Origin of the sequence: Streptomyces kronopolitis (assembly GCF_050953795.1) — a bacterium.
GTDB lineage: Bacteria > Actinomycetota > Actinomycetes > Streptomycetales > Streptomycetaceae > Streptomyces > Streptomyces kronopolitis_A.
The window spans coordinates 3,841,716-3,856,978 of the sequence record NZ_CP191850.1; the positions used below are offsets into that span (position 1 = coordinate 3,841,716).

A 15,263-nucleotide genomic window follows, 5' to 3' on the forward strand; every position below is an offset into this window, starting at 1 on the left:
GGCACGGGGGTGCGGGCCGAAGCCCCGCGGATCAGACGCCGGCGTACGAGTGCAGACCCGTCACGAAGATGTTCACGCCGTAGTAGTTGAACAGGTAGCAGGCGAACGCGATCAGGCCCAGCCAGGCGGCCTTGCGGCCCTTCCAGCCGGCCGTGGAGCGGGCGTGCAGATAGCAGGCGTAGCCGACCCAGGTGATGAAGGCCCAGACCTCCTTGGGGTCCCAGCCCCAGTAGCGGCCCCAGGCGGCCTCGGCCCAGATGGCGCCCGCGATGATGGTGAACGTCCACAGCGGGAAGACCGTGGCGTTGACGCGGTAGGCGAACTTGTCGAGCGAGGCGGCCGAGGGCAGCCGCTCCAGCACCGAGGTGGCGAAGGCACCGGGCTGCTTGCCCGCCGGGTCGGCGAGCTTGGCCTCGTAGCGGTCGCGGAAGAGGAACAGCAGCGTGGCGACGGCACCGAGGTAGAGCACCGCGCCGGACAGGATCGCGCAGCTGACGTGGATCCACAGCCAGTACGAGTGCAGCGCGGGCACCAGCTGGTCGCTGGCGGTGTAGAGCACCGAGACGGCCAGCCCCAGGTCGAGCAGCACGGTGGTGACCAGCGGCAGCCCGATCCAGCGGACGTTCTTGCGGAGCGTGAGCAGCAGCAGGTAGATGCCCACCGCGACCGCGGCGAAGGTGGTGGAGAACTCGTACATGTTGCCCCAGGGGGCACGCTGTACGGACAGGGCGCGGGTGATGACGCCGCCCACGTGCAGGCCCCAGGCCAGCACGGTCAGCGAGACGGCGATCCGCCCGTAGAGGTCGCCCTTCTCCGTGCCGCCCGCGGCGCCCGGGCCGTCGGGGACGTCGCGGCTGCCGGCGGCGGACTTGGTGATGACCTTGGGGCGCTCCAGCACGGCGGTGCCGCCGCCCTGCTGCGCCGCCTTGACGGAGACCGTCGCCGCGGGCGCCTGGGTCCGGGTGGTCAGCGCGGCGGCGGTGCGGGCGACCTTGCTGCGGCTGCCGAACACCCACTCGCTCAGGTGGGCGATGAAGGCGAGCGTATAGACCGCCATTGCCGAATAGACCAGCAGGTTGCTGTTGTGCGCCAGCGTCTCGTTGGCGGCGGCAGCGATGTTCACGCGCGCGCTCCTTCGGAGGGTTCAGCAGGACCGTCAGAGTCAGTGGGCTCCGCGGGGTCTTCGGAGCCGGAGGCGGCCCCGGGGGCCGGCTCGGGCTGCGGGTCGGATTCCGGGCCGGCCACGGCGTCCGGAACGAGCGGGGCGTCGGGCTCCAGCGCCCCCGCGAGATCGCCGAGTTCCTCCGGCAGCCGGGGGGACTCGCTGCGGCCGAGGCCGGCCATCTCGACGACGGTCACCCCGTCCGGACCCGCTTCTGCCCGGATCCACACCCGGCGCCGCTGGATGAACAGCGAGCCGGCCAGGCCCAGCAGGGCGGCGACCGCGCCGGTCAGCGCGAGGCCGTTGCCGGGCTGGTGGGTGATCTTGAAGCTGGCCCAGTTCTTGATGCCGGTGAACTGGATGCTGCCGTCGCCGTCCGGCAGCTTCATGGTCTCCCCGGGCAGCATCATCTTGGCGAGCGGGGCGCCCTTGACCTTGTACTGCTTCAGGTACTTCTTCTGCAGCTGGTAGACGTTCTGCGGCAGCCCCGAGTCGACGCCCAGGTCACCGTGGTAGGCGGTCAGCGTCAGCACCGGGTAGTCCAGCGCGGGGAACTGGGAGAACATCGAGCCGGAGCCCTTGCCGCCGAACGTCGGCACGAAGAAGCCCTGGAAGCCCAGCTGATTGCGCTTGCCGTCCTTGGTCTGCGCGCCCGGGACCTTCACCACACCGGTCGAGGTGAGGTTCTTGGGGTCCTGCGGGAGGAAGGGCACCGCGCCCTTGTAGACGACCTTGCCGCGGCCGTCCTTGACGGTCACCTCCGGCGCGTAGCCGTGCGAGAGCAGGAAGACCTTCGAGCCCGCGATGTCGAGCGGGGTGTTCACCTCGACCGCCTTGCGGTGCTCCTTGCCGTCCGCGCCGGTGTAGTACGTCACATGGGCGCGGAAGGTACGCGGGGTGCCCTTCTGGGGGCCGCTGCGCTCGTAGGTCGCCTCGAACTTGTTCAGCGTGAAGCCGAAGGGCTCCATGGTGTCGGTGTCGAAGAAGGCACCGGACTTGAAGTCGTCGAACTGGGTGAGGCTGTTGGCGAAGCCGTCGCCCTCGGTGACGAGCTTGCCGCCCTCGGACTTCCACAGGCTGCCGACGGCGAACGCCACCAGCATCACGATCAGCGCGACGTGGAAGATCAGGTTGCCGGCCTCGCGCAGATAGCCCTTCTCGGCGGCGACAGCGGTGCCGGTCCGGTGGGTGCGAAACCGCCGCTTCTTCATCAGCCGCCGGGCCGCGCCGAGGACCTCCTCGGGCGCCGCGTCGGTGCGCCAGGTGGTGTACGCGGGCAGCCGGGTCAGCCGGCGCGGGGCGGCCGGCGGGCGGCCGCGGAGCTGGCCGACGAACTGCCAGCTGCGCGGCACGATGCAGCCGATCAGCGAGATGAACAGCAGCAGGTAGATCGCCGAGAACCACACCGAGCTGTAGACGTGGAACATCCCGAGCTTGTCGTAGATGCCGCCGAGCGTGGAGTGGTCCGCCTTGAACTGGTCGACCTTGACCGGGTCGATGCTGGTCTGCGGGATCAGCGATCCGGGGATCGCGCCGATCGACAGCAGGAAGAGCAGCAGCAGCGCCACCCGCATCGAGGTCAGCTGCCGCCAGAACCACCGCGCCCAGCCGATCGGACCGAGCGAGGGGAAGGTGACGTCCTCCTGGGGCGCGGTGGAGAGCTGGGATCCGGCGGTGCCGAGATCGCCGGCCGCTCCGGCCCCGGAGTCCGGCTCGCGGGGGGTGTCGGTCTTGGTGGACATCAATCAGATCCCAACGGTGGAGCTTTGTGCCCAGCTCTGCAGGTCGGACATCAGGCTGTCCCAGATGCCGGTGACGAGGAGGAGGCCGAGCGCGATCATCATGCCGCCGCCGATCCGCATCACCCACTGGTAGTGCCGCTTGACCCAGCCGAACGCCCCGAGCACCCGGCGGAATGCCAGTGCGACGGCGATGAACGGCAGGCCCAGGCCAAGGCAGTACGCCACGGTGAGCAGGGCACCGCGCGCGGCGCTGGCATCGTAGAACGTCAGGGTGCTGACGGCGGCGAAGGTCGGTCCCAGGCAGGGCGTCCAGCCCACGCCGAAGAGCACCCCGAGCACCGGCGCGCCTGCCAGGCCCATGGCGGGCTTCATGTGGAAGCGCAGCTCGCGCTGTCCGAAGCGCCGCAGCACGCCGGCGAACGCCAGCCCGAGCAGGATCATCAGCACGCCCAGGACGCGCGAGATGATGTCGCGGTACTCCAGCAGGGTCTTGCCGGCGAAGCCGAAGAGCGCGCCGCCGGAGACGAAGACGGCGGTGAAGCCGAGCACGAAGAGCGCGGCGCCGGCCAGCATCCGGCCGCGCCGGGCCTCGCCGAGGTCGGTGCCGGTGACGCCGGTCACATACGACATGTAGCCCGGCACCAGCGGCAGGACGCAGGGCGAGAAGAAGGAGACGAGCCCGGCGAGGAGCGCGAGGGGGACGGCGGCGAGGAGCGTGCCGTTGAGGACGGTCTGGTTCTCCGCTGCGGCGGCGAGCGCGATCACGTGATCACTTCTCGGCAATCAGCGGGGCGATCATCTTGCGCAGCTCGTTCTCGGCGAGCGGGCCGATCGACCGGGCGGCGATCCGGCCCTGCCGGTCGATGGCGATCGTGGAGGGGATCGACTGGGGGTTGAGGCTGCCCTTGGGGAAGCGGAGCATCAGCCGGCCGGTCGGGTCGAACAGGCTCGGGTAGGGCACCTTGTGCTCGTCCTCGAAGCTGGTGGCCTGCGACTTCTCGGAGTCGCGGGTGTTGATCCCGACGAACTGGACGCCCTTGCCCTTGGTCTCGTTCGCGACCTTGGCGAAGTTCGGCGCCTCGGCGATGCAGGGGCCGCACCACGAGCCCCAGACATTGACGATGACGACCTTGCCCTTGTAGGCGGCCACGTCCAGCTTCTTGCCGGTGGTGGTCTCACCGGAGAGGTCCGGCGCCGCCTGCCGCTCGTCCTTCTTGACGGTGTCGATGCCGTTCTTGCCCTGGACGAAGCGGGTCTGCGCCGAGCCCCCGGAGGCGCCGTCCCCGCAGGCGCTCAGCGTGAGCGAGGCGGCCGCGGCCCCTGCGGCGAGCAGGGTCAGGCGGCGTCGGCTCGTGAGGCGGCGTGGGACGCGGCAGGCACTCATGTGAAAAGTTTCGCATGGGCCCATTCCGGATCTTCCGCGCCCCCCTCCGACGGCCGGTCGTGACCCGCCGGCGCTTGTCAGGCGGCTGACAAATACGACTTCCAGCCGCCGGTCGGCTGCTGACCGACGGGCAGCTGCTGGAGCTTGCGCAGCACCTCGGGATCCTGGACGTCGATCCAGTCGGTGAACTGCCGGAACGACACCAGCCGGACATCCTTGTTCTGCTCATTGGAAATCTGCTTGAGCGCTTCCTCGACGGCATCCATATAGATGCCGCCATTCCACTGCTCGAAGTGATTTCCGATGAAGAACGGCGCGCGATTGGTCTCGTACGCCCGGCGGAAGCCGGAAATGTAGGCGTCCGTGGCCTGCTGCCGCCAGCCGGGGTAGTTCACCGGCGGAGCCTTGGTCGTATTCTTCGACTGATTGGCGAGGATGTTGTAGTCCATCGAGAGCACCTCGAAAGAGTGCCCCGGGAAGGGGATCTGCTGGAGCGGGAAGTCCCAGATGCCCATCTTCTTCTTCGGCCACATCTGGATACCGCCGGGTGAGCTGGCGTCGTAGCGCCAGCCGAGCTTCTTGGCGGTGGGCAGCAGATTCTCCTGGCCCAGCAGACAGGGGGTGCGGCTGCCGACCAGTTCCTTGCGGTAGTCGAACGGCAGTGCCTCGGCGTCGGTGAAGCCGGTGTTCGTGCGCCACTTCGTGACGAAGTCCATCGCCTGGTCGATCTCGGACTGCCACTGCTGGGGCGTCCAGTGCTTGACCGAGGTCGAGGACTCGCCGCAGAAGTGCCCGTTGAAGTGGGTGCCGATCTCGTGGCCGTCCAGCCAGGCCTCCCGCACGTACTTCAGCGTCTCCTTGATGTGGTCGTCGCTGAGGTAGCCGATGGCGGAGGCGCCGCGCCGGTTGTTCGGCGGGTCGTAGAGGTGCTTCTTGGATTCGGGCAGCAGATACAGTCCGGAGAGGAAGAACGTCATCGCCGCGCCGTGGTCCTTGGCGAGCTTGAGGAAACGGGGGAAGAGGCCGTTGCCGACCTCTCCGGCCCCGTCCCAGGAAAAGATCACGAACTGCGGCGGGGTCTGACCGGGCGCCAGCCGTTCGGGGGCCTTGGGCTGATGGGGCTGCGCGCCGGAATTCGCGGTCGAACCGTCACCGATGGGCTTGGACCGGGCCTGGACCGAATCCTTGACCCGCTGCTTGTCCGCCCCCGCGTTATCCGAGCCCGACGTCGAGCAGCCGGCGACGCCCAGCGCCGCAGCTGCTCCCACTCCCATCCCCAACAGGTTTCGCCGACTGATCGCGCGCATACCCTCGACCCCATCCGTGCTCGCCGAACTCGTTATCCATATAAACGGACAACCGAGAAGAGGGCATGTTGAGGGTGGGGGTTCCGGCTAATCGCTCACATTTTCACTTTGCCTGGCTTTGACGTTCCGCCAGGTGATGCACCGTCAGGCCCCGAAAGCCTTGGCCTTTCCCTTGACGGGTTTGGCGCCCGCCAGGAGGTGGGACGGAACCAGGTCACGCGCCGGCTCGCCGTACCCCACCGAGATGATCTTGTCACCGTGGAAGGTGAACGACGTCAGCGAGGCCAGCGTGCACTGCCGCTTCCGCGGGTCGTGCCACAGCCGGCGCCGCTCGGCGAAGCTGCGCACGATCCAGATCGGCAGCTGGTGGCTGACCGCCACCGCCTCGTGCCCGCGCGCCGCGTCCCGCGCCGCACCCAGCGCCGCCATCATCCGCACGACCTGCTCGATGTACGGCTCGCCCCAGGACGGGCGGAACGGATTCGTCAGGTACTTCCAGTTCCCCGGCTTCTTCAGCGCGCCGTCGCCGACCCCGAAGGTCTTGCCCTCGAAGACGTTGCCGGCCTCGATGAGCCGCTCGTCGGTGGCCAGCTCCAGTCCGTGCGCTCCGGCGATCGGCTCCGCGGTCTCCTGCGCGCGCTCCAGCGGGGAGGCGACGACATGCGTGATGTCGCGCCCCGCCAGGTGCTCGGCGACCCGGTCGGCCATCTTCCGCCCCAGGTCGGAGAGGTGGTAGCCGGGCCGGCGCCCGTAGAGGACGCCGTCGGGGTTGTGCACCTCGCCGTGCCGCATCAGATGCACGACGGTGATGTCTTCGCTGCTCATGTCACCCATTCATTCAGTCGTCGGCCGGCGGCGCCGGAACCGTGCCTGGAGTCAGGCGGTCGCTTCGGCCGCGGCCCGCGCGGCGGCCGGAAGGGCGGCGGCGATCCGCTCGACGGCCGCCGTGTCGTGCGCGGTCGACACGAACCACGACTCGAAGGCGGACGGCGGGAGGTAGACGCCCTGCGCCAGCATCGAGTGGAAGAAGGCGGTGAAGCGGAACGCGTCCTGCGCCTTGGCCGTGTCGTAGTCGGTGACCTCGGCGTCCGTGAAGAACACCGAGAACATGTTGCCCGCGGCCTGGAGCCGGTGCGCCACGCCCTCCTTCGCCAGCGCCGCGGTGACCAGCGCGCGCAGCTCCGCCGAGACCGCGTCGACCTTCGCGTACGCGGCGTCGTCCAGCAGCCGCAGCTGCGCGACACCCGCGGCGGTGGCGATCGGGTTCCCGGACAGGGTGCCCGCCTGGTAGACGGGGCCGGCCGGGGCGAGGTGCGCCATGACATCGGCGCGGCCGCCGAAGGCCGCGGCCGGGAAGCCGCCGCCCATGACCTTGCCGAAGGTCATCAGATCCGGACGTACCCCATCAATTCCATACCAACCGGCCTTGCTGACGCGGAAGCCGGTCATCACCTCGTCGGAGAGGTAGAGGGCACCGTTGCCGGCGCACAGGTCCTTCAGGCCCTGGTTGAACCCGGGCAGCGGCGGCACCACGCCCATGTTGCCCGGCGACGCCTCCGTGATCACACAGGCGATCTCACCCGGGTGCGCGGCGAACGCGGCCCGCACCGCCTCCAGGTCGTTGTACGGCAGCACGATCGTGTCGCCGGCCTGGGCACCCGTCACCCCCGGCGTGTCGGGCAGACCGAAGGTCGCCACGCCCGAACCCGCGGCGGCCAGCAGCGCGTCGACATGCCCGTGGTAGCAGCCCGCGAACTTGATCACCTTCGGCCGGCCGGTGAAGCCGCGCGCCAGCCGGATCGCCGACATCGTCGCCTCGGTGCCGCTGGAGACCAGCCGCACCTGCTCGACCGGCTCGATGCGGGCCACGATCTCCTCCGCCAGCTCGACCTCGCCGGCGCCGGGCGTGCCGAAGGACGTACCGCGGGCGACCGCGTCCTGCACCGCGGCGATCACCTCGGGGCGCGAGTGCCCGAGGATCATCGGGCCCCACGAGCACACGAGGTCGACGTATTCCCGGCCGTCGGCGTCCGTGAGGTACGGACCGCTGCCGGACACCATGAACCGGGGCGTTCCCCCCACGGCGCGGAACGCACGGACCGGTGAATTGACGCCGCCCGGCGTCACGGCGGACGCCCGGTCGAACAGCGACTGCGAAACTGGGGCTTCATACGGAAAAGACACGGTGATCCTGACCTGCATAAACGGGGGGAGGGCGGCGTGCGGACGCGGCCCGGCTGGCATCGGGACGGGATTCCCCGCGCGGTACGTGTGCACGAGCCGCCCGGTTCAGTCCCGGTCCTTTTTTGATTCCTCTCGCTTTCGACCGGGCGTCAGCCCCCACTCGTCTGCGAAACTGGGGCCGACGTACGAGTAAGTCACGCAAGCAATGGTCTCAGAGGCGCACGGGGGCGTGCGGCCGGGCGTTTCACGCGCCGGTGACGGGGGAGGTCTCTGAGACGATGATCGGGTTGCGCGGCTGGGGCTGCGAGTGGTCGGGTGGAGATATGCATCGCGGTGGCGAACTGGGCGAGGGAACCAATGACCGGGGTCCCGAGCGCGCCCAGCGCGGCCGTCACCGGCGTGAGGAAACCACGGGCGGGGACATCAGGGGCGGCCGCATGGGGGTGACGTACAAGTACTTCGGCGCGCCCAACGGCGCGACCGCGGCCCGCGTCCCGATCTCCATGCGCCCCGAGGAACTCGGCGGTGACGAACTCGGCATGGGCGGCATGTTCTCCAAGATCAAGCCGGAGACCATGGCCGCCATGGTGCTCACAGGTATAGAGGGCATACCGCTGCACAAGGTTCCGCCGCTGGAGCTCGTCGTCCTGCACCCCGACTACGCCGTGGTCAAGCTCCCCATGACCGTGGTGGACCCGCTGCGCGGGGTGGGCGAGGAGTCGGTCGGCGCGGCCGCCTTCATCTGGTCCACCGTCCCCGACCGCGGCGGCCCGCGCGACGCCTTCGCCGTCTACCAGCTGCTGCACGAGTGGCAGGACTTCAGCCACCGGCTGCACGAGGCGGGACATCAGGCGTACTGCCTGGTGTGGCCGTAACGGTTCAGCGCCCGGGCGGGCGGCCCGTGCACCGCGGTGCACGGGCCGCCCGCCGATCGGGCCGCTTTCGCCCTTCCCCCTGACCCCTCCCCGTTCACCAGGTGGGCCGGGCCGAGACACCCCCGTCGACGACCAGATCCTGTCCGGTGATCCAGGACGCCATCGGTGAGGCCAGGAAGACACAGGCGTCGCCCACGTCCCGGGGCCGCCCCAACCGCCCGGCGGGTGCCGCCTCTTGCCAGCGGCCCACCCCCTCGGGCCAGTCCGCCGCCAGCCCGGGGCGGTCGATCAGGCCGGGCGAGACGCTGTTGACGCGGATCCCGTGGGGCCCGTATTCGAGCGCCGCCGACCGCGCGTGCATCACCACCGCCGCTTTGGACGCGCAGTAGTGGGCGTGCCGCGGCGCCGGACGGTCCGCCTCGATCGAGGCGATGTGGGTGATCGAGCCCCCCGCCGGTCCGGACGTCTCCCGGCCGGCCCGCATCACGTCCACCGCGGCCTGGGTGCAGGCGAAGACGCTGTGCACCGTGGGATCCGCCACCGCCCGCCAGTCGGCGAGCGACATCCCCGCCAGCTCCTGCGTCGGCTGCACCCCCGCGTTGTTCACCAGCGCGGTCAGCCGCCCGCGCCAGCCCGCCGCCTCGGTGACCAGGCGGTGGCACTCCTCCTCGGCGGCCAGATCGGCACGCAGCGCCAGCGCGCTCCCGCCGTCCGCCTCGATCCGCTCGACCAGCGCCCGCGCCGCCTCGGCGCCCGTGCGGTAGTGCGCCACGACGGCGGCGCCCGCGGCGGCGAACCGCAGCGCGATCCCGCGCCCCAGGCCCCCGGAGGCGCCGGTGACCAGGGCGACCTGGCCGCGCAGATCGGGCAGCCCGGGATCGCGGTCGGCGCCGTCCCGCCGCGGAGCCTCGCGGGTCACGGCCGGCTCAGCGCGGTGATCCGCGCCGCCTCCCGGGGAAAGCGCGCGGCCAGTGCGGCGGCGTCCCCGTGCTCGTAGTCCGCGAAGGTGAATCCGGGCGCCATCGTGCAGCCGAAGAGCGTCCAGGAGCCGCCGTCGGCGACCTCGGCGGCCATCCAGGTGCCGGCCGGCACCGTGAACTGGACGTGCTGCCCGCCCAGGACGTCCGGCCCGAGCACGACCGTACGGGCCCCGCCGCCTTCCGCCAGCAGGAAGAGGGTGAGCGGATCGCCCCGGTAGAAGTGCCAGATCTCGTCGGCGGGCAGCCGGTGCAGCGCGGAGAAGTCGCCCGGCTCGGCGGTCAGCAGCATCACGATGGCCGAGCCCTCGGGCCGTCCGTCGGGGCGCTCGGGCCCCGCCCAGGTACGCCGGAAGAGCCCGCCCTCGCGGGGCAGCGGCGCCAGCCCGTAGAACTCGATCAGCGCCTCGGGCAGGGGATCACGGGACGTGTGCCGGTCGTCCATCTGCGCAGTCGCCTCCCACTCGTCGCCGACCACGGCCTGATCCTAGGGCGGGCGGCGGCCCGCCGCGGGGCACAATCGGGCCATGTCCGCCACCTCGCCCGACAGCCCGTCAGCAGCCGCCCCCGGTACGGCATCCGGTGGGGCGGCCCCCCTGGACCCCGCGGTTCCCCTGGACACCACGGCCGTCTGGGACGCGGTCGACGAGATCGTCCGCTGGCTCGACCGGGAGAGCGGTCTGCCGCCGGAACAGGAGCGGCTGCTGCGGCTGCTGAAGCTGTCGGAGGAGGCCGGTGAGGTCGCCCAGGCCGTCATCGGGGCCACCGGCCAGAACCCGCGCAAGGGCCGCAGTCACACCTGGGACGAGGTGCACGGCGAGCTGTGCGACGTGATCGTCACGGCGATGGTGGCCCTGCGGACCCTGACGCCCGGCGCCCGCGGGGTGTTCGACGGACATCTGCGGCGGATCGCGGCCCGGGTGCCGTCACCCGCGGACGGTCACCGCGACACACCGGCCCGCTGAGCCCCTCAGCCCGCCGTCCACAACGGATCGCGGCCCGTCTCGGCCAGGAGGTGCTCCAGGTCACCGGCGCCGGGCGGGACGGGGAGCGGCGCGGCGAAGACGTTCATCGTCCGTGCCGTGGGGCCCATCCGGTCGACCAGGGCCCGCAGTTCGGCCACACAGCCGGCGGGCGGGGCGTGCGGCTGCCCGGTCGCCCGTGCCACGTCCCAGGCGTGCACCGTGAGGTCCAGCAGCGCCATCGCGCCGACGGTGCGCGCCGGCAGGTTCATCGCGCCGGTCGTCCCCTCCTCCGCGCCGGGCGCCGCCCAGGCCTCGACCAGCCGCGTCGTCTCGTCCGCGAACCGGTCGGGCCACCGTGCCCCGAACTCGCCGAGCCGGTCGGGCGGGCTGCCGAACGTGACGTCCTCCTTGGCGGCCAGCGCCTGAAAGGTGACGACCACCTGGAAGAGGTGGTTGAGCAGCGCCCGTACGTCGTACTCGGCACAGGGCGTCGGCCGCTTCAGCTGGTCCTCGCCGACACCGCGCAGGACGGGCAGCGCCGCCTCGCCCGCCGCGGCGAGCAGCGCACTGATCGGGAGACCGTCCACGTCATTCGTGCCATGTGCGTCTTTCATTCCGTTCATGCCGAGGACGCTACGGGCCACGGGAGGCGGCGGCTTGAAAAAACGCGACAGGTCCCCCGCCCCCGCCACGGCCCGTCCTAGGATCCAGGGCATGGCCGCTCCACGGCGCGACACCCGGGGCATCGTCGACGCCCCCGGGCTCTTCACGCGGGTGCAGTTCCGCCGCCGCACCCCCGCCGCACCGCTGCGCCCTTACGTCGAGCACTACTGGCTGATCGACTGGGACCTCTCCGAGCCGTATGCCACCCATGTCGTTCCGCATCCGTGCGTGAACCTCGTCTTCCAGCGGTACGCCGACCGCCCGGGCTTCGGGGAGGTCGCGGGGGTGGGGCGGGCGCTGTTCGCCCAGCAGCTGACGGGGCGCGGGCGGGTGTGCGGGGTGCAGTTCCGGCCCGGCGGGTTCCGCCCGTTCGCCCCGGAGCGGCCGGCGACCGACTGGACGGACCGCCGGCTGCCGCTGGCGACGGTCTTCGGGTACTCCGACGCCGACGCCCCCGCGGCCGCCGTACTGGACCCGGACGACGAGGACGCCCGGGTGGCCGCGCTCGACGCCGTGCTGACCCCGCTGCTGCGGGCCGGGCCACCGGTCCTCGCCCAGGCCGGGCTCGCCATGCGGCTGGCCGACCGGATCCGCACCGACCGGACGATCCGCCGGGTCGCGGACTTCGCACGGTCCGAGGGCATGTCCCTGCGGGCGCTGCAACGGCTGTTCGCCGGGTACGTCGGGGTCAGCCCCAAGTGGGTGGTGCTGCGCTACCGGGTGCACGAGGCCCTGGAGCGCGCCGCGTCCGACGCGGAGGTCGACTGGGCCGCGCTCGCCGCCGAGCTGGGTTACAGCGATCAGGCCCATCTGATCCGCGAGGTCACCGCCACCGTCGGGGTCCCGCCGACCGCCTACCCGCGCTGAGTCCGCCGGCCGCTCTCGTCAGGGGTGTTCGGCGGTCAGATACCGCTGGACGGTGGGCGCCATCCAGGCCACGAGCTCGTCGCGGCTGAGGTCCACCGTCGGCTGGAGATGCAGGACATAGCGGCACAGCGCCATGCCGAGGATCTGTGAGGCGATCAGCCCGGCGCGGGCCTGCGCCTCCTCGGGGACCGGGCAGACCGCGGCGAGGACCGGGTTGATCTGCTCGGCGAACACGCCGCGCATCCGCTCCGCGCCCGCCTCGTTGGTGACGCCGACACGCATCATCCCGGTCAGCGTCTCGTCGTGCTCCCAGCGCTCCAGGAAGTGGCGGACGAGCCGGGCGCCGGCCTCCTCGCGCGGGACATGGGTGAGGTCGGGGGCGTGCACCTCGATGGTGGAGGCTGCGGCGAAGAGGCCCGCCTTGTTGCCGTAGTAGCGCATGACCATCGACGGGTCGATGCCCGCGTCGCCCGCGATGGCGCGGATGGTGGCGCGCTCGTAGCCGTCCGCGGCGAAGCGGTCCCGGGCGGCGGCCAGGATCGCGGCCCGGGTGGCGTCCGAGCGGCGGGGGCGGGCGGTCCGCTCCGCTCCGGCTGCCGGGGCGGCGGGGTCGCCGGGGTCGCCGGTCCGGCCGGACGCGGAGGCGCCGGACGCGGAGGCGCCGGACGTGCCCGGCAGGGCGGCTGCCAGCGCGTCTTCGGGCGCGGATCCGGCGGCGGAGGGAGCGTGATCGGCCATGTCCACAACTGTAGGCCAACGGCTGTTGACATGCCAGGCCGAGCCGCCCTAAGCTTGCCAACAAGCGTTGACCAACATGCGTTGGCAGGCCGACAGGGTCGGCAGGTCGCCAGGGTTGGTCACGGTTGCACGGTCGGCAGAGTTGCCACAGGGCACAGGAGGGCGGAAGCCATGGACACCATGGATGCCAGGAACCCCGAGACCAGCGACAGCGGCCCCCGGAATGCACCGGCGGAAGCGACCCGCGGCACGACGCGCGACGCCTCCCACGACACGGACGTCCTCGTGGTGGGCGCAGGCCCGACCGGCCTGCTGCTCGCCGGAGACCTCGCCGAGGCGGGACTGCGGGTCACGCTGCTGGAGCGCCGCCCCGGAAAGATCAGCAACCTCACCCGCGCCCTGGTGGTCCACGCCCGCACCCTGGAGCAGCTGGACGCCCGCGGCCTCGCCGACGAGCTGGTCGCCGGCGGGTATCCGCTCTCCTCCCTCCTCCTCTTCGGCGGCGCCACCATCGACGCGTCCCGGCTCCACTCCCGCTTCCCCTTCGTCCTGGTCACCCCGCAGTTCGAGGTCGAGCGGCTGCTGGAGCGGCGGGCCCGCCGGGCCGGTGTGACCTTCCGCCCCGATTCCGAGGTGCTCGGTCTCGACCAGGACGCCGGGGGCGTGACGGTGCGCTTCCGCACCCCCGAGGGCCTCGGGAGCCTCCGCGCCGCCTACACGGTCGGCACCGACGGCGTCCGCAGCACCATCCGCGAGGCCATCGGCCAGCCCTTCCCCGGTAAGTCCGTCATCCGCTCCCTGCTGCTCGCCGATGTCCGGCTGACCCGGGAGCCCTCGTCACCCTTCAACGTCGGTGCCGGAGGGGAGGCGTTCGCCCTGCTCAGCTCCTTCGGTGACGGCTGGTATCGCGTCATCGGCTGGAGCCCCGAGCACCAGGCCGACGACGACGTACCCGTCAGCCTCGACGAGATCCGCGACATCACCCGGCGTGCCCTGGGCAGCGACTACGGCATGCACGAGGCCCGCTGGATCTCCCGCTTCCACAGCGACGAGCGTCAGGCCCCCCAGTACCGCGTCGGCCGGGTCTTCCTCGCCGGCGACGCCGCCCATGTGCACTCCCCCGCCGGCGGCCAGGGCATGAACACCGGCCTTCAGGACGCCGCGAACCTCAGCTGGAAGCTGGCCGCGGTACTCCGGGGACACGCCCCCGAGAGCCTGCTCGACAGCTATCAGGCCGAGCGCCACCCGGTGGGCAAGGCGGTCCTGCGCAGCAGCGGCGCCCTGGTCCGGCTCGCCCTGATGCAGTCCTTCCCCGGCCGCGTGGCCCGTGCGACCGCCACCCGGCTCCTGCGCCGTCTGGGGCCGCTGGCCAACCGCGCCATCCTCGCCATCTCGGGCCTCGGCATCGCCTACCCCGCCGGGCCCGGCGCCCATCGGCTGGCCGGCGAGCGCGCCCCCGACATCCGGCTGGCCGACGGCAGCCGCCTCTACGAGGTGCTCCGCCAGGGCAGGTTCGTCCTGATCACCCCCGCCGACGAGCCCGGCGGTGCGCGCCCGGCCGACGAGCCAGGCGACGGCCGCCGCACCGACGACCGCGCCACCGCGGGCACCCACCCCACCGACAACCGCCCCGTGACCGTCCACTGGCGCAGCGCCCGCCGCACGGCCGTCCTGGTCCGTCCCGACGGCTATATCGCCTGGGCCACCGACGCCACCGCCCCCGCCGAGCGCGCCCGCGCCCTGCGCACCGCCGTACGGCACTGGACCGGTGCCGAGTCCGGGGACGACGGCCCCATATCCGGCGCGCTCACCCCGTCAGGACATGCCGCGGACATGCCCACGGGTCACTGAGACAGCGCCACCGGTGGTGGACGGCCCCGGCCCGACCGCGGCCTCCGTCCCGGCCACGGAGCCCCCGTTCCGACCAGGCCCCCGCACCGACCACTGAGCCCCCGTTCCGAGCACTGCACGCACCGCACCCGTGCTCATCGCGTCGGAACGGGCAGGGCGTCCGTAGGCTTTCCTCATGGTGATCGCCCGTTCCATCGCCCTCTTCGTCGTCGCCGCCCTCTTCGAGATCGGCGGCGCCTGGCTGGTGTGGCAGGGCGTCCGCGAACACAAGGGCTGGGTCTGGATCGGCGCCGGGGTGGTCGCGCTGGGGCTCTACGGCTTCGTCGCTACCCTCCAGCCGGACGCCAACTTCGGGCGGATCCTGGCCGCGTACGGCGGCATCTTCGTCGCCGGCTCGCTGGCCTGGGGCGCGGTCGCCGACGGCTACCGCCCCGACCGCTGGGACATCCTGGGCGCGGCGATCTGTCTGGCCGGAATGGCCGTGCTCATGTACGCGCCCCGGGGCCGGTGAACACCCCCGCCTATCCTGGCCGGACACCCCCCGCGCC

The 15,263-nt window shown here is 71.8% G+C and carries 16 protein-coding genes; 5 read left to right on the plus strand and 11 right to left on the minus strand.

The window, feature by feature from the left end; translation table 11 throughout:
* Positions 1 to 31: 31 nt before the first annotated feature.
* The 7 genes from ccsB to hemL form a co-directional block, all read right to left on the minus strand.
* Entirely contained in the window at positions 32 to 1,123 is a 1,092-nt protein-coding gene (gene ccsB / locus ACQP17_RS16895) for a c-type cytochrome biogenesis protein CcsB (RefSeq protein ID WP_433857030.1), read from the minus strand.
* Positions 1,120 to 2,904, minus strand: a complete 1,785-nt coding sequence (gene resB, locus ACQP17_RS16900) for a cytochrome c biogenesis protein ResB (protein ID WP_433857031.1) — start codon at positions 2,902 to 2,904, stop codon at positions 1,120 to 1,122. Before resB ends, ccsB begins: the two co-directional genes overlap by 4 nt.
* A 3-nt stretch (positions 2,905 to 2,907) precedes the next feature.
* The gene (locus tag ACQP17_RS16905; RefSeq protein WP_433857032.1) at positions 2,908 to 3,669 is read right to left on the minus strand and encodes a cytochrome c biogenesis CcdA family protein; all 762 of its coding nucleotides are present in this window, start codon (positions 3,667 to 3,669) and stop codon (positions 2,908 to 2,910) included.
* A gap of 4 nt (positions 3,670 to 3,673) precedes the next feature.
* Entirely contained in the window at positions 3,674 to 4,288 is a 615-nt protein-coding gene (locus ACQP17_RS16910; protein WP_364884428.1) for a TlpA family protein disulfide reductase, read from the minus strand.
* Positions 4,289 to 4,365: 77 nt separating this feature from the next.
* Complete coding sequence (locus tag ACQP17_RS16915) at positions 4,366 to 5,595, minus strand: hypothetical protein (protein ID WP_433857033.1); 1,230 nt, start codon at positions 5,593 to 5,595, stop codon at positions 4,366 to 4,368.
* Between the two features lie 144 nt (positions 5,596 to 5,739).
* Positions 5,740 to 6,420, minus strand: coding sequence for a histidine phosphatase family protein (locus tag ACQP17_RS16920; RefSeq protein WP_189102309.1), 681 nt, complete (start codon positions 6,418 to 6,420; stop codon positions 5,740 to 5,742).
* A gap of 51 nt (positions 6,421 to 6,471) precedes the next feature.
* Positions 6,472 to 7,779 (minus strand): glutamate-1-semialdehyde 2,1-aminomutase, encoded by a 1,308-nt coding sequence (hemL, locus tag ACQP17_RS16925; RefSeq protein WP_433857034.1) that lies wholly within the window; start codon positions 7,777 to 7,779, stop codon positions 6,472 to 6,474.
* Between the two features lie 323 nt (positions 7,780 to 8,102).
* Here hemL and ACQP17_RS16930 point away from each other — a divergent pair, with 323 nt between their 5' ends.
* On the plus strand, positions 8,103 to 8,654 hold the full coding sequence (locus ACQP17_RS16930) for a hypothetical protein (RefSeq protein WP_129249696.1): 552 nt from the start codon (positions 8,103 to 8,105) through the stop codon (positions 8,652 to 8,654).
* A gap of 94 nt (positions 8,655 to 8,748) precedes the next feature.
* Here the strand turns inward: ACQP17_RS16930 and ACQP17_RS16935 are convergent, their stop codons facing one another.
* Both ACQP17_RS16935 and ACQP17_RS16940 read right to left on the minus strand, forming a co-directional pair.
* On the minus strand, positions 8,749 to 9,573 hold the full coding sequence (locus ACQP17_RS16935) for an SDR family NAD(P)-dependent oxidoreductase (RefSeq protein WP_433857035.1): 825 nt from the start codon (positions 9,571 to 9,573) through the stop codon (positions 8,749 to 8,751).
* Positions 9,570 to 10,076 carry a cupin domain-containing protein gene (locus ACQP17_RS16940; RefSeq protein ID WP_433859922.1) on the minus strand — a complete coding sequence of 169 codons (507 nt, stop codon included), beginning with the start codon at positions 10,074 to 10,076 and terminating at the stop codon, positions 9,570 to 9,572. Before ACQP17_RS16940 ends, ACQP17_RS16935 begins: the two co-directional genes overlap by 4 nt.
* Before the next feature lie 82 nt (positions 10,077 to 10,158).
* Here ACQP17_RS16940 and ACQP17_RS16945 point away from each other — a divergent pair, with 82 nt between their 5' ends.
* Positions 10,159 to 10,596, plus strand: coding sequence for a MazG-like family protein (locus ACQP17_RS16945; protein ID WP_433857036.1), 438 nt, complete (start codon positions 10,159 to 10,161; stop codon positions 10,594 to 10,596).
* Between the two features lie 5 nt (positions 10,597 to 10,601).
* Here ACQP17_RS16945 and ACQP17_RS16950 read toward each other — a convergent pair whose 3' ends face one another.
* Positions 10,602 to 11,219: a TIGR03086 family metal-binding protein gene (locus tag ACQP17_RS16950; RefSeq protein ID WP_433857037.1), complete on the minus strand. Its 618-nt coding sequence runs from the start codon at positions 11,217 to 11,219 to the stop codon at positions 10,602 to 10,604.
* Positions 11,220 to 11,310: 91 nt separating this feature from the next.
* Between ACQP17_RS16950 and ACQP17_RS16955 the strand changes: the two genes are divergently transcribed.
* A complete protein-coding gene (locus tag ACQP17_RS16955; RefSeq protein ID WP_433857038.1) occupies positions 11,311 to 12,126 on the plus strand; it encodes an AraC family transcriptional regulator in 816 nt (271 codons plus the stop codon).
* An 18-nt stretch (positions 12,127 to 12,144) separates the two neighbouring features.
* On the opposite strand, the gene ACQP17_RS16960 is transcribed toward ACQP17_RS16955, so the two are convergent.
* On the minus strand, positions 12,145 to 12,864 hold the full coding sequence (locus ACQP17_RS16960; protein ID WP_433857039.1) for a TetR family transcriptional regulator: 720 nt from the start codon (positions 12,862 to 12,864) through the stop codon (positions 12,145 to 12,147).
* A 180-nt stretch (positions 12,865 to 13,044) separates the two neighbouring features.
* On the opposite strand from ACQP17_RS16960, the gene ACQP17_RS16965 reads away from it, so the two are divergent.
* Together ACQP17_RS16965 and ACQP17_RS16970 are read left to right on the plus strand one after the other, a co-directional pair.
* The gene (locus ACQP17_RS16965) at positions 13,045 to 14,715 is read left to right on the plus strand and encodes an FAD-dependent monooxygenase (RefSeq protein WP_433859923.1); all 1,671 of its coding nucleotides are present in this window, start codon (positions 13,045 to 13,047) and stop codon (positions 14,713 to 14,715) included.
* A gap of 175 nt (positions 14,716 to 14,890) precedes the next feature.
* A complete protein-coding gene (locus ACQP17_RS16970; RefSeq protein WP_433857040.1) occupies positions 14,891 to 15,226 on the plus strand; it encodes a YnfA family protein in 336 nt (111 codons plus the stop codon).
* The last annotated feature ends 37 nt before the right edge of the window (positions 15,227 to 15,263 follow it).